This is a genomic window from Acinetobacter tianfuensis, from assembly GCF_003611465.1.
Lineage (GTDB): Bacteria > Pseudomonadota > Gammaproteobacteria > Pseudomonadales > Moraxellaceae > Acinetobacter > Acinetobacter tianfuensis.
The window spans coordinates 1-14,249 of the sequence record NZ_RAXV01000007.1 but is presented as its reverse complement, the minus strand read 5'-3'; the positions used below and the strand labels follow the sequence as shown (position 1 = coordinate 14,249).

The 14,249-nt window shown below is 44.8% G+C and carries 13 protein-coding genes and 4 tRNA genes; 5 read left to right on the top strand and 12 right to left on the bottom strand.

The genetic code is table 11. The features are described 5' to 3' along the window. Nucleotides 1–119 precede the first annotated feature (119 nt). From pth to D7V32_RS04660, 10 genes are all read right to left on the bottom strand, one after another. Nucleotides 120–695, bottom strand: coding sequence for an aminoacyl-tRNA hydrolase (pth, locus tag D7V32_RS04705; protein WP_120401756.1), 576 nt, complete (start codon nt 693–695; stop codon nt 120–122). A 19-nt stretch (nt 696–714) separates the two neighbouring features. Beyond that, nucleotides 715–1,011 carry a 50S ribosomal protein L25 gene (rplY, locus tag D7V32_RS04700; protein WP_120401755.1) on the bottom strand — a complete coding sequence of 99 codons (297 nt, stop codon included), beginning with the start codon at nt 1,009–1,011 and terminating at the stop codon, nt 715–717. A 100-nt stretch (nt 1,012–1,111) separates the two neighbouring features. Then, entirely contained in the window at nt 1,112–2,065 is a 954-nt protein-coding gene (locus tag D7V32_RS04695) for a ribose-phosphate pyrophosphokinase (protein WP_120401754.1), read from the bottom strand. A 36-nt stretch (nt 2,066–2,101) separates the two neighbouring features. Further along, nucleotides 2,102–2,176: transfer RNA gene (locus D7V32_RS04690), tRNA-Gln, on the bottom strand. 91 nt (nt 2,177–2,267) lie between these two features. After that, nucleotides 2,268–2,342, bottom strand: a tRNA-Gln gene (locus tag D7V32_RS04685). A 20-nt stretch (nt 2,343–2,362) separates the two neighbouring features. Further along, nucleotides 2,363–2,437 (bottom strand) — tRNA-Gln (locus tag D7V32_RS04680). A 30-nt stretch (nt 2,438–2,467) separates the two neighbouring features. Beyond that, nucleotides 2,468–2,542 (bottom strand) — tRNA-Gln (locus tag D7V32_RS04675). Between the two features lies 1 nt (nt 2,543). Then, nucleotides 2,544–3,374: a 4-(cytidine 5'-diphospho)-2-C-methyl-D-erythritol kinase gene (ispE, locus tag D7V32_RS04670; RefSeq protein ID WP_120401828.1), complete on the bottom strand. Its 831-nt coding sequence runs from the start codon at nt 3,372–3,374 to the stop codon at nt 2,544–2,546. 12 nt (nt 3,375–3,386) lie between these two features. Further along, nucleotides 3,387–3,974 carry a lipoprotein insertase outer membrane protein LolB gene (gene lolB / locus D7V32_RS04665; protein WP_120401827.1) on the bottom strand — a complete coding sequence of 196 codons (588 nt, stop codon included), beginning with the start codon at nt 3,972–3,974 and terminating at the stop codon, nt 3,387–3,389. A gap of 9 nt (nt 3,975–3,983) precedes the next feature. Continuing rightward, nucleotides 3,984–5,696 carry a tetratricopeptide repeat protein gene (locus D7V32_RS04660; protein ID WP_120401826.1) on the bottom strand — a complete coding sequence of 571 codons (1,713 nt, stop codon included), beginning with the start codon at nt 5,694–5,696 and terminating at the stop codon, nt 3,984–3,986. 78 nt (nt 5,697–5,774) lie between these two features. Here D7V32_RS04660 and hemA point away from each other — a divergent pair, with 78 nt between their 5' ends. Further along, nucleotides 5,775–7,058: a glutamyl-tRNA reductase gene (gene hemA / locus D7V32_RS04655; RefSeq protein ID WP_120401753.1), complete on the top strand. Its 1,284-nt coding sequence runs from the start codon at nt 5,775–5,777 to the stop codon at nt 7,056–7,058. A 66-nt stretch (nt 7,059–7,124) separates the two neighbouring features. Here hemA and D7V32_RS04650 read toward each other — a convergent pair whose 3' ends face one another. Continuing rightward, nucleotides 7,125–9,077 (bottom strand): DNA primase, encoded by a 1,953-nt coding sequence (locus tag D7V32_RS04650; protein ID WP_120401752.1) that lies wholly within the window; start codon nt 9,075–9,077, stop codon nt 7,125–7,127. A 220-nt stretch (nt 9,078–9,297) separates the two neighbouring features. Then, entirely contained in the window at nt 9,298–10,287 is a 990-nt protein-coding gene (locus D7V32_RS04645) for an outer membrane protein assembly factor BamD (RefSeq protein WP_120401751.1), read from the bottom strand. 71 nt (nt 10,288–10,358) lie between these two features. On the opposite strand from D7V32_RS04645, the gene rluD reads away from it, so the two are divergent. The 4 genes from rluD to D7V32_RS04625 all read left to right on the top strand — a co-directional run. After that, entirely contained in the window at nt 10,359–11,411 is a 1,053-nt protein-coding gene (gene rluD / locus D7V32_RS04640; RefSeq protein WP_120401750.1) for a 23S rRNA pseudouridine(1911/1915/1917) synthase RluD, read from the top strand. A 97-nt stretch (nt 11,412–11,508) separates the two neighbouring features. After that, nucleotides 11,509–12,249 (top strand): peptidoglycan editing factor PgeF, encoded by a 741-nt coding sequence (pgeF, locus tag D7V32_RS04635; RefSeq protein ID WP_120401749.1) that lies wholly within the window; start codon nt 11,509–11,511, stop codon nt 12,247–12,249. Between the two features lie 40 nt (nt 12,250–12,289). Then, nucleotides 12,290–12,841, top strand: a complete 552-nt coding sequence (locus D7V32_RS04630) for a flavodoxin family protein (protein ID WP_120401748.1) — start codon at nt 12,290–12,292, stop codon at nt 12,839–12,841. 230 nt (nt 12,842–13,071) lie between these two features. Beyond that, nucleotides 13,072–14,249 (top strand): hypothetical protein (locus D7V32_RS04625; protein WP_120401747.1); only part of this gene is annotated, 1,178 nt, incomplete at its 3' end.

The following is a 14,249-nucleotide window of genomic DNA, read 5'->3' as shown; positions in this document are numbered from 1 at the left end:
TAATCTTATGGTTGAATCAACGAGTTACTTGCTGGATCAACAGTCAAGCATGCGCATTTTGCTCTGAAATACGCAGCATGGCAAGAAGCATTGTTCAACAATTTATGGGTTTATCAGTTCTATTTGTAAGCATTGATTTGGTTCATGGCTTGCTGTATATCGCCGTTCACCAGTAATTTAGTGCGCGCAATAGCATGAGCGATAGCATCATCCATTAAACCTTGCTCACTGCTTGGCGCTTTGCCCAATACATGTCCAGATACACGGTCTTTAGAACCTGGGTGACCAATGCCGATACGCAAACGATGGAAATTGGGGCCAGTATGAGGAACAATATCACGCAAACCGTTATGACCGCCGTGACCGCCGCCTGTTTTTAAGCGGATGACGCCGGGATTCATATCCAGTTCATCATGTGCGATGAGCATTGCTTCAGGAGCAACTTGATAGAATTTTGCGAAGGGGACAACACTTTTACCGGAAAGGTTCATAAAGGTTGTTGGCAATAGCAGACGAACGTCTTGACCTTCAATATTGCCGCGACCGCTGATTCCATTGAACTTCGGGTCTGCTTTTAGGGAAATGCCATATGCTTCGGCAATGCGTTCTACGAACCAAAAGCCTGCATTATGGCGGGTTTGGGCATACTCTTTACCAGGGTTGCCCAAACCTACAATCAGTGAAATGTTTGACACTAATTTACACCATTAACACTTATGCGCGTTTGAAGTCAGCGTGCATTGGCGTGTTTTTAGCTGGGTGACGCTGTAAAGCTTGGATTTTAACGCTTTCAACTTTACCATCGATGTTGATTTCAACAACTTCTTCGAAGAATGCGTTGTTTTCAAGCGCCTTAACAAGTTGACGAAGCTCTAAAGTAACCGCTACTGGAGCAGCTTCGCCGCCGTAGATGATTGCTGGAACTTTAGCTTGAAGACGAAGGCGGCGGCTCGCACCTTTCCCTTGAACTGCTTCTTCACGTGCTGCTGCGTTTAATACGAAGTTTGCCATGATAGACATCCTATTTAAGTTTTAAATGAACTAGACTTGCGACCAGTCTAGTGAGTAAAAGCCCCGCCAAATGGCAGGGCTTTGGAAATTCAGCGCTATATTATAGATAAGAATCGAACATTGCGCTAATAGATTCTTCGTTGTTAATACGACGAATTGTTTCAGCAACCATACTTGCTACTGAAACTTGGCGAATCTTGCCAAGAGCTAGAGCTTCTTCTGAAAGAGGAATGGTGTCGGTAACAACCAATTCATCAATGACAGAATTTTTAAGGTTCTCAAGCGCCTTGCCTGATAATACTGGGTGAGTTGCATATGCAACAACTTTGCGCGCACCAAAAGTTTTCAGTGCATCAGCAGCTTTGCATAGCGTACCAGCAGTATCAACCATATCATCGACGATGACACAGTCACGGCCTTTAACATCGCCAATCAAATGCATCACTTGTGATTCATTTGCTTTTTGACGGCGTTTATCAATGATTGCAAGGTCAATATCACCCATTTGTTTTGCAACCGCACGTGCGCGAACCACACCGCCAACGTCTGGCGAAACAACCATTAGGTTGTCGTGTGATTGTTGACGTAAGTCAGCAAGCAAAGCAGGGGTACCGTAGATATTGTCTACAGGGATATCGAAGAAACCTTGGATTTGGTCAGCATGAAGGTCGATCATTACAACGCGGTCGATACCGACAGTTGTCAGCATATCTGCGACAACTTTTGCAGTAATAGGTACACGGGTTGAACGAGGGCGACGGTCTTGACGAGCATAGCCAAAGTAAGGAATCACGGCGGTGATACGGCCAGCACTTGCACGACGCAAAGCATCAGCCATTACCAAGATTTCCATCAGGTTATCATTGGTAGGGGCACAAGTAGGCTGTACGATAAATACGTCTTTACCACGCACATTTTCGGTAATTTCGACAGTGATTTCACCGTCAGAAAATTTACCTACAGCTGCAGCTCCCAGAGGGATGTGCAAATGGCTAACGACTTTTTGGGCGAATTGTGGATGCGCTGTTCCACTAAAAACGACAAGATTGGGCATGAAGCACCCTTGGCGGTTGGCAGATTTGAAATTAGATGGCAGGGGTAGCTGGATTCGAACCAACGGATGCCGAGATCAAAACCCGGTGCCTTACCACTTGGCGATACCCCTAATGCGGCAGAACTTTAATATTTTTACGTTAATTTGTCAATCTTATTTAACAAATGTTGACGTAAACATTGCTCTGTCTTTTTTGAGAAAATGGCAGGGGTAGCTGGATTCGAACCAACGGATGCCGAGATCAAAACCCGGTGCCTTACCACTTGGCGATACCCCTAGCGAGATGAGACTGTAAAATGGCAGGGGTAGCTGGATTCGAACCAACGGATGCCGAGATCAAAACCCGGTGCCTTACCACTTGGCGATACCCCTAATACAGTACATCTGTTACAGGTGAGTTAATGGCAGGGGTAGCTGGATTCGAACCAACGGATGCCGAGATCAAAACCCGGTGCCTTACCACTTGGCGATACCCCTATCAAACTTTGATATGATTCAGCGGAGATTCATTCAAGCTATTTACCAAGTAGGAACTACATGGCGACCCGCTTAAAATGTCTTTCACATTCATATCAGAAGTCACTTCAACAAACACACAAGCACCTGTACCCGTAAGCTTTGCAGTACCGAATTGATCTAAGTACTTCATTGCTTCATCTACTTCTGGATATAAGCTTCTAGCGAGTGGCTCAAAGTTGTTTCCAAAATTGGATGGCGTTAGCTGATAGGCGCAAAATTTAGTAGGCTTCGTGTCTCTTGTCAACGTTTTTTGTGAAAAAAGCAGTTGAGTGCTGATAAAACAGTCAGGTTTTAGCACAATGAACTGTTTTTGAGCTAAATCTATGAATGTTAAGTGTTCACCAATACCTTCTGCCCATGCATTTCTGCCATGAATAAAGATAGGAACATCGGCGCCAAGCTGTACACCAAGCTTGGCTAGCTGCTCATTATTTAAACCGCATTGCCAAAGCTGATTTAAAATCAGCAGGGCTGTGGCTGCATTTGATGAGCCGCCGCCAAGGCCGGCACCCATGGGAATATTTTTTTCAATGCGTATAGTTAAGCCGGTTGATGCAGTTTTGGCATAGGGTTTAAGCTTTTCTGCAGCTTTAAAAATCAGGTTCTGTTCTAAATCGACTGTCTCAATGCCTTCAATTTGTATTTGATTTGAATCTGTTTGGCTGAATTCCAGCCAGTCGTACAAATCAATCAGCTGAAAAATGCTTTGCAATTCGTGGTAGCCGTTTGTGCGGCGGCCAGTAATATGCAAAAACAGGTTTAATTTGGCAGGGGACGGGACACGAATCATATGCATTATAAGTTAGCGGTTTTGAATAACCATTGTAATACGGTTTTCCGCGCTATTTTCAAGCGCTTGTTTTAAAATCAGCTTGTTTGGCAGTTTGGCTTGCTCTGCATAGCTGAGCTGGACATTCCACTCATCTTCTAAAATTTGTACGGGGCGGCCTGACTCATCTTGGCTGATCTGGGCTTTGGCAGTTGCTGGCTTAGCTTGAACCCATTGGACAAGATGGGTGATTGGCGCATTCCATCCCGTTGCTCTTTTTAATAGTTCTTCGGGGGTGGCTGCTGTGATCTCCCCTGTTTTAGCGCTGTTTAGCGTAACTTGACCGGGACGGCCTGTAATTTGGGTTTTACCGACACCTAAAATACCGCTAAGTTCGATGTCGAATTCGTCTTGCTCTTGCTGCCATGTAAAAAATGCGCTGCCAGATTGCTGCGGCGTGCGCACGCCAATTTTACCCTGTAAGGCAAATTGATTAATTTCTTCAGGTGCTGTTTGCATTGGGCTTGGCGGCAGCTGCGGTTTGCTGAATTGCTGGCAGCCAGTGAGCGCTAAGCTGCTTAAAGCTAATAATGAAAGACTGAATTTGGAGATCTGACGCATCATGCGGAATTAACTCTTTTTGAAATGCTGCGGTAATAATAGCGAATTGAGCTGTTCCAATTGAGGATCATTTGGATGTTTTTCTTTAAGCTGCTGTAACACTTGGTTGAATTTAGATAAATCGCCTTGCATAAATACGGCCTTTGCATAGCGGGTGCCGATATTGGCGCTGCTGCTTAAAGCATATGCTTTTTCAAGCACTTGAGCAGACATGGCAAAATCATTTTGTAAGAAACAAATATAGCCTAGAGTGTCTAAAATAGAGGCTTGTTCTGGGGCATATTCTAAAGCGTGCTCTACATAGCTTCGCGCTTCATCTAAGCGCCTGTTTTGCATGGCCAGTGTATAAGCATAAGCATTTAGATAAGTCGGACTGTTTGGCTCTAAGTTCAGCAGCTGTTTCAGCAGGCGGTCCAGTTTGTCTCGGTCCTGATAGGGGTCTAGCAGCAGAACTTCGGCATAAATCAGTTCTGGGTCGTCAGGCAGGTTTTTAGTGGCTTCATCCAAGAGGCGGATTGCGGCTTTATGATTATTCATGCGCTTTAAAATATCGGACTGCGCCAAATATAAGAAGCTGGCGTGCTGCGGATAATTGACCCGTTCTTGTGTTAAGAACCGCAGAGCATCAGGCAATTTATCCTGCTGCGCAAAAATACTGATCATATTGCGTCTAGACACGGTATACAGGCTGCCGTCTACCAAACGGTAATATGCTTTAGCTGTCTCAAAATGCTGTTTTCGTTCGGCATTGACGGCCAGATAATAGTAAGCTTCGTTTTGGTATTGTGATGAATAGCGCAGTTCCACCAAATAGCGTTCAGCACGTTCGTATTGTTCTAAGTCAATACTGGTCAGCCCTGCGATAAAAAGCGCTTCTTCAGCCTTTGGCCATTTATGCAAAATATCTTCAAGTTTGTCTAAAGCTTGTTCTGACTCATTGATTTTAATTAAATATTTTACTTCAGCCAAACGGATTTCTAAGTTGCTGCGGTGTTTTTTACTTGATTTGGCATACCATTTTGCCGTGGCTTCATTATCGCCTAGCGCATTCAGCAAATTGGCTTTCATTAAAATGTAGCCCGTGGTTTTTGGACGTTTTTTAAGTGCTTTTCCTATGGTTTCCAGTGCGCTGTTCAGCTGGTTATTCTGCGCTTCCAGACCTGCAATGAGCACTAAAATAGACGGGTTTTGACTTTCTTTACTGGCGCGCAGTGTACTGATAAGGAAGTCTCTGTCTTCTGGCGATTCAGGGGAAATGCCTGCCAAGATTTGCTCAAAATCTGCATTCGGGTCAATGTTTAAAATTTTATCCAGTGTTTCTGCAGCTAAATCATATTCATGGGTTTTGAGCGCAATATGCGCTAAATAGAACATTGCCGGCACATCTTCAGGCTCTTGAACGACCCAAAATGTCGCAATATCAAGGGCAGAGCGCATGTCATCATGTTCGATGGCAACATTTAAAGCCCTTTGTTTGACTGCTGTTGATTTGCTTTTAATGGCGAGCACTGTGTAGTTGTGCAAGGCCGTAGGGATGTCATCATAAGCCAAAGCAAACTCTGCAATCATGCTTTGTTTTATTGCATCATAATTTGAACTGGCGTGATAAACTTCCCCAGCTGCCCGCAGATGTGCGCTAGAAGTTATGCTACCGAGCAGCAAGAATGTGGTAGAATACTGCTTTATTGTCGCGCCGCTGATTCGGCTATTTGTTTGACGCAATTTTTCTTGATCCAAGTAATGCTTTTTATGACACCGTTGTTGCACAATAGCATAAATTTAGTGAAATGATGATCTGATATGTCTTTCTTTGCATTGGGTGTCAACCATCAAACCGCTTCTGTAGAACTGCGCGAGCAAATTGCATTTAACCCTGAAAAGTTAAGCGCGCTGCTTGCTCAGCAAAGCCATGCCGCCAATTTGAATGACATGGTGGTGGTTTCTACATGCAATCGAACAGAAGTCTATGCGATGTCTGAAAATTCAGACATGGTATTGGACTGGCTCGCCCGATCAAATCATATTTCTCCTCAGCAGCTTTCAAATCATATCTACCGTTATGAAGATGCGCAGGCAGTGACGCATTTGATGCGGGTTGCCAGCGGCCTAGACTCTTTAATGCTGGGCGAGCCTCAGATTTTGGGGCAGGTTAAAACAGCGTTGTCCTTAGCGAAAGAGGCTGAAACAGTTTCACCCGATTTAAACCGAATTTTTGAATATGCCTTTTATGCAGCCAAGCGGGTGCGCTCGGAAACTGCAGTCGGCAGCCATGCGGTGTCTATGGGCTATGCTGTTGCTCAGCTGGCGCTGCAAGTATTCAGTAAACCTGAGCAGCTGACGGTTATGATTGTCGCTGCAGGTGAGATGAATAGCTTGGTGGCAAAGCATTTAGCGGAAATGGGTGTCGGCAAAATTATTATTTGCAACCGTACCCGCAGCCGTGCAGAAGCGCTGGCGCAAGAAATTGCACACCGTGCAGACGTTGAAATTATTGACTTTGATCAGCTGGCGGATCATTTACACCGTGCTGATGTCATTTCCAGCTGTACGGGCAGCTTGCATCAAGTCATTCATTTTGCAGATGTAAAAACGGCTTTGAAAAAACGCCGCTATAAGCAGATGCTATTGGTGGACTTGGCTGTGCCGCGTGACATTGAAGCCAAAGTCGAAAGTCTGGATGGCGTATATTTATATGGCGTCGATGACCTGCAAACGGTGATTGATGAAAATCTTGCACAGCGCCGTCAAGCTGCCGTTGAAGCTGAAATTATGGTGAACCAGCTTGCCACTGAATTGGTGACACAGCAAAAAGTCAATTTGGCAGGTAAAACCATTCATGCTTACCGTGAACAGGGTGAAGAGCTGAGACAGCAAGAATTGGCTTTGGCGCTGCAGCAAGTGCAAAAGGGCGGTGATGCTGCCAAAATTTTGCAGGAAATGTCACATCGTTTAACACAAAAATTATTGCACCCAACATCAGTGCTGCTGCGTCAAGCTGCGGCAGCAGAAGATCCTGCATACTTTGAAATGATGCAGGAAAGTCTTGCTGAAACAGCGCTGAAACGCCGTAAAGCCAAACGTTAATACGGGTTTAAATTTTTAATATTAAACAATATTGCAGATTTTGCTGAATCACGAATTTTTTATTTCTTAATCATCTAATAGCGTCATAGAGCGTTTTTTATCAATTTCATAAATTTGATGTTTTAAATTACGCATTTCTTCAATACTGCCGAATTTTTTTGATTTCAGCTTTAGCTTGAGGAAGTGATAGCTCAATTTGGTTGCGTAGTCTGATGCCAATTTATCGGCTTGTTCAGGGGAAGATGTGTAATCACTGACATTGGCTTGCTGCAGAATTTGCGCAAGTTCATGGTGATGCGCTGCACAGGCGCCGAGCGCATAGTAACTGGACAGCTCTGGATCATCTGGCAAATCATCAAAAATTACATTAAAAATATTCAGTACTTTAAACAGCAGCTGATCTTGCGGTACGAGCGCGCGCAGCGGTTCAAAGTGAATATATAAGTAAGGGTGATTCATCAAAATCGCAATGACATATTCCTCAGCATCAATTTTAGTGCTGAAACTGAGGGAGGCATCGGTATTGACTTGAGGCTGCCATTTACGGTTAAAACCTAATTTTTCACGGAAATATTGCTGCAATAAATAGCGGTATGAGCCTTTTGGCGGCAGTAATTCGGTGAGCTGGCGCAGCTCACCCATAACCTGACTTTTGCCTTCTGGTGAAGCAATATCTTGTTCACGGGTCAGCTGGGCAAAGACAAATTCAGACAGCAGCGGCGAGGTATCCAGCAGGCGTCTAAAATTTTCAATCCCTTCGCGGCGGATCAGTGAGTCTGGGTCATGGTCATTGGGCAGAACAAAGAATTTCAGTTCACGGCCATCAGTTAATAGCGGCAGCGCAATTTCTAAGGTTCTGCGGGCTGCTTTTTGACCTGCAGCATCGCCGTCAAAGGCCAGAGTAATGCGGTTATTTTTTTTATCGTTTTGATTAAACAGAATATTGAGATGTTCGGTATTACTGGCAGTGCCTAAAGTTGCTACTGCACCTGCGACGCCATATTGCTGCAGCGCAATGACGTCCATATAGCCTTCAACCATCAGCCAGTCATTGGCTTTCTGCTTACGGCCTTCATATAAACCATACAGCTGCTGGTTTTTATGGAACACTTCAGAATCAGGCGAGTTGATATATTTGGGCTTGATTTCATCGTTTAAAGCACGGCCGCCAAAACCGACGACACGGCCTTTGGCATCACGGATCGGGAAAATCACGCGGTCACGCAGCAGATCAAAACTGCGGCCTTTGTCATTGGTGCGGATCAGCCCGAGCAGCTTGATGCCTTCAATATCTTGCGGAAAGGCTTTTTCCAAATGCTGCCAGTCTTCGGGTGCGTAGCCTAAGCGCCAATAGGCGACAGTTTCTGCGGTTAAGCCCCGCTGCTTAAAATATTGCTGCGCAGTTTGGCTATGCGGCAGCTGATGTTCATAAAATTGGGCTATATTTTCCAGCAAATCATATAAATTGCCGTCTTGCGCGACTTCTTCAGGCGCAGTGTACTGCTCAAATCCTGAAAATGGGTCACTGCCGTAAAAGGCATCTTCTTGCGGATAAAATTCTGCAAAAGGATCAAAGTCCGCCGTGTGCGGCATTGTTTGTGTATTGGTGTTTTCTGCATTGGCAGCAGGCTGTTGTTTAGCTGCTTCTTTAGGCTGAGCAGGTGCTGGCGCAGGTTTTGCTGCAGGGGCTTGACGTTTATATTTCAGTTTATTGGAGTCGTGGTTGTCCTTAGGCAGTTCAATGCCTGTTTGGCTGGACAAATCTTTCATGACTTCGACAAAGTTGCGGCTGCCGATATCCATTAAAAAGCGGATCGCATTGCCATTGGCCTGACAGCCAAAACAGTGAAAATACTGTTTGTCGCGGTAAACGTGAAAAGACGGTGACTTTTCTTGATGGAAAGGGCAGCAGCCTGAATAAGTGCGGCCAGTCTTTTTCAATTTCACGAATTGACCAATCACATCGACAATATCGGTGCGATCTAGGATTTGATCAATCGTGTGTTGAGGAATAGCCATGCGGTTGCCGATGTAATCTTAAAAATTGTCTTATGAACTGAAAGTTAAAGCATTTGTTTGACTGCAGTTGCTATGAGCCTTGTTAAAAATTGCAGGCGCATATCTTTTATACAGTGTGATGCGCGTTCAAATCAAGCTGTTAAATACTTCAGCCTGAACATGCAAAAAGGGCAAGTATGATAACTTGCCCTTTGGAAAAAATCGACCTAAACAGGCGCTTTTATTCAGTTGGCTGCGGAATCTCTGCAGATTCAGTCTTTGGACGGTCTAATAAGCCAAAACTCAAGCGGTTGGTCAGGCTGCGTTCTTCTGAATCAGAAGATTCGGTTTTCACATCTTGCTCAGAGTGAGTGCGGGCTTCTGTACCGAAAATACCTAAAGTCGCGCGGTTCAGGAAGCTGCCGTCACTGCGGGCAGCGCGCATATTTACGGTGCCGTCAGATTTTACCAGTTCAGGATAGTTCAGCTTTAAGATGCCGATATATTGCTGTGACGTTGCTTTGTCGCCTAGCTTGTCATAGCCATAAGCGGCAGTTGCCAGCGCTTCTGGAATTTGCGGTGTTTGCGGATAGTGTTCAATAACCCAAAGCGAACGTTCAACGGCAGCTAAGTATGCTTTACGTTTGATGTTGAAGCGGGCAGCATTCATTTCACTTTCAGCAAGTTCTTGACCAATAAACTTCATGCGCTGCGCTGCATCTACTGCATATTCGCTTGACGGGTAGCGGCGGATGAAATCGACAAAGTTCTGATAAGCAACTTTCAGATAGCTGACATCACGGTGAGACTGCTTCAATGAGGTATAGCGCAGCAAACCGTTGTAATTTTGTTCCATATTGGAAACACCGCGCACATAGTATGCATAGTCAGCATTTGGGTGCTGCGGGTTTAAACGGATAAAACGGTCAGCCAGCGCAATAGCGCCTTCAAAGTCTTTTTGCTGAAATTTTACATACAGCAATTCCAGCTGCGCTTGCGTTGCATGGCTGCTGGTCGGGTAATAAGTTTCTAATGCTTCCAAGTGCTTAGATGCGTCTGTATATTGATGGCGCTCTAGCGCTTTTTGTGCTTTTTCTATATAAACTTGCTCACTCGATTGAGGGCCTGTATCTACGACTTCTTTTTTTGGATTGCTGCTGCAGCCTACCATTGCCGATGCAATGCCAATCGTTAGCGCAAGCATTGTCATTTTATAATGTGGTAGCGACATAAAAATTCCTCTGTTAATACGGGCAATGAGCTACAATTGCACTATTAAATCACTTTTGTCTGAATGAGCAAATGAGTCAAGCACAATCTTCCAATTCTACTGTCCCTGAAACTGATTTCAATTTACTTGAAGATTCTGAGGATGCAGATAACCATACTTCAGACTCAACTGCAACACGTTTATCGTTGCAATTTCAATTGGATGAAAGCTATCTGGGACAGCGTATCGACCAAGTCGCCGCAGCTGTCTGGACTGAGTTTTCACGTGAGAAGCTGAAACAGTGGATCAAAGATGGAAATTTACTGGTAGACGGCGCTGCAGTGAAGCCTAAATTTAAATGTGAAGGCACAGAATCACTGAGCTTAGACGTTGAATTAGAGGCGCAAACCCGCAGTTTGCCAGAAAATATTCCGCTCAATATTATCTATGAAGATGATGATATTGTTGTCATTAATAAGCCAGTCGGCATGGTTGTGCATCCAGGTGCGGGCAACGTGACGGGCACTTTAGTCAATGCGCTGCTGTTCCATTATCCAAAGTCAGTTGAGCTGGCGCGTGCAGGTCTTGTTCACCGTATCGATAAAGACACTTCTGGCTTGCTGGTTGTGGCTAAAAATTTGGAAACACAGTTCGCTTTAAGCAAACAGCTGGAGAAAAAAAGTGTTTACCGTGTTTACGATTTAGTCGTATACGGCAACATTATTGCTGGCGGCACAGTCGATCAGCCGATTAAGCGCCATCCAGTTGACCGTGTGAAAATGGCTGTGCTTCCGGGCGGTAAAGACGCGGTAACACACTATAATGTGAAAGAGCGCTTCCAAAACTTTACCCGTGTGCAGGCGCGTTTGGAAACTGGCCGCACCCATCAGATCCGTGTGCATTTTAACTATATCGGTCATGGTTTGATCGGTGATCAGGTGTACGTGCCGCGTGTACGTTTGCCCGCGGGCGCATCTGTATTGTTAGAAGATACATTGCGCGGCTTTAGACGTCAGGCGCTGCATGCTGCCAAGCTGGGCCTTGTGCATCCGCGCACTAAAGAAGAAATGCTGTTTGAAGCGCCATGGCCAGAAGATTTTACAAATTTGGTTGAAGTGCTTCGTACAGAAAACAAAGCGTACTAAGTTTTTCATTTCACACTCTGTGCATGGGCAGCGTAGTGCTGCCCTATGCATATAAATGATGTTCGCTGTTACAGTTCTATGATTGAAGGGAAATGACATGCAATTTGTTCAGGGATTGCCTAAAGGTGTTTATGCAGGTCAAACACGGGTTCAGCATGAACAGGCCTTGCCTGCGCAAAATGATGCGCTGCAAGGTTTTAATTTGGCATTGCATGTCAATGATGAGGCTTCGCGTGTGCAGCGGCACCGTATGGCATTGCTGCAGGAGTTTTCATCTTATGGTGTTGATAAAATCACATGGATGACACAGACCCACAGCACCATTTGCCACACCATGAATGCAGAAATGCCATTTACAGCACCAGAAGGTGACGGGCTGGTGACACAGCGTCAAGGCCATGCTTTGATGATGATGACTGCTGATTGCTTGCCTGTCGTGTTGGGTGATGCAGCGGGTACGGAAGTGGCCAACTTGCATGCGGGATGGCGCGGCCTTGCCAATGGCATTATTGAAAATACGGTTGCTGCGATGCAGAATCCGCCTGCATGGGCGTGGCTGGGTGCCGCCATCAGTCAGCGTTGCTTTGAAATTGGCGCTGAAGTAAAAGATGCTTTTTGCAGTAAATATCCTGCACTGGAAAGTGCATTTAAGGCCGGTGAAAAAGAAGGCAAACATTATGCTGACCTGTATGCAATTGCCCGTTATATATTGCGTGAGCAGGGTGTAGAAGTCGTGACTGGCGGTGATCAATGTTCTTACAGCCAGCCAGAAGCGTATTTTTCATACCGCCGTAATGCGCAAACTGGACGTATGGCGACATTCGTGTTTATTGCTTGAAAATGTTAAACTTCACTGAATCTACTGGCTTCTCTTTGTTATGACTTTGTCTCATCAATCTCTCGCTATCGTTTATCACAGCCCTTATGGACACACCGCTAAGGTTGCGGATTGCATTGCTCAGGGGGCGAAAAAAACAGGTGTGCAAGTCCATCTTATGGATATTGATCATCTGGATTGGGATGCCTTAGATGCCGCAGATGCCATCGTATTTGGCTGTCCAACATACATGGGAAATCTGACTTCTGGTTTGAAGCTGTTTATGGAGCAGTCTTCAAAGCGCTGGCTGGCGCGTACATGGCAGGGTAAATTGGCTGCTGCATTTACCAATGGCGGCGGTTTAAGCGGTGATAAGCTGGCAGTTTTGCAGCAGATTAATTTATTTGCAATGCAGCACGGCATGCTTTGGACGGGTTTGCCGTTAATGCCGACAGGACGTACTGCTGCTGATTTAAACCGTATGTCCAGTTTCTTGGGTTTAATGACACAGTCTGATAATGCGCCTGTAGAGCAAACGCCGCCTGACGGTGATTTGCAGACGGCAATTTGGTTTGGCCAGCATATTGCGGAATTGCTGGGTAAAATGAAATAAAGCGCTGCAATTTACAAAAATGTTAGTTTATATTTCATATATAAATTATTGAAAAGCCAAAAGAATTGATATTCCTTTGGCTTTTTTTATTGCTTAAAATGGCATTTTTAGCCAATAAATAGAGAATCATGTCACAAAAAGATATTTTAATTTGAGTGATTGCTTGCTTTAATTTTCTCATTAATCCGCTTAGGAAAGCGGTACATAAGAATAGATAAGGATAAGCCAGAATGAATAAAACGGCGCTTGCAGTCGCTCTTGCTATTTGTACCTTCACTTCTGTACAGGCGGCAGAGGGCTTGACCCAAATAGAAGAGCAAGAACTTTCAAATATCAATGGACAAGCTTTATTAAACTTAACGGTTACCGATCCTTCGCAAACCAATGCACAAATGAAAGCTGAAAATATCGGTTTTTATAAATTAGGCATGAATGCTGAAATGGATATGAATATTAATGTGAAAAGCTTAAAGCTGGGCTGCGGCGGTGCAAATGGCGCAGGCGGCTGTGATATTGATATTGATAATCTCAGTTTGAGCGGTCAAAGCGCAACTGCGGATGGCCGTGCATCTTCTTCTGCAAAATTGACCAATCCTTTTATTGAATTTGCTGTGAAAAATCCGAATAGCGCTTCAACGCGGGAAGTCGTCGGTTTTCGCTTAAGTGCTGATAAAGTTAAAGGTTTACTGACAACGGGGACAGAAAACTCCTCTAAACCCAATGGCATCAACAGCCTGTCTGGCTACATGAAGGTTCAGTCTGACAGCAGCGGCACAATTAAGGGCTTAGCGAGTACAGCAGGGACTCGCTATAATTTATATGGCACAAATCAATATGGCAATTTGTCTGTAAATGGCCGATTGCAGGCGTTGGGTTTAGGCGGTTTGGCGGAAGTTGATTTTAAGACCACAGCTGGCGGTTTTAATATACCTGATATTAACAATAATCCGTTTACCACGCCTGCGATTGTTGTGAACGGTACACGTATGAAGCAAGTCACCTTAGTTTCAAGGGTAAATGTGCCGGATATTTTGCTGGGCGATGATAAAAGCAATTATCCAGGTGCAGGCCAAGTTACCTATGATCCTGTAACAGGTTATCCGACTGGAGTTATTGCGCTGGGCGGTAAAGTCACTGCTACTGTGACAGATTGCAGTTTGTTTGCATGCTTGCTTGCGCCAACGGGCTCTAAATTTGAAAACGTTTATATGAGCGGTAAAATCAAAGGCATTACTGCTGATCTTACCTTAAATCAATCATTGGGCTTAATCCATAACTTGCCAATTGATTCTGCTATGTCATTAAGTTTGCAAAAGCAGGCAATTAAATGGCTGGGCAGCAATGATGATGATATTGCACAAAAAGGCTGGTGGCTGTCAGCTAAAGATCCTGTGAATATTGGTGATGT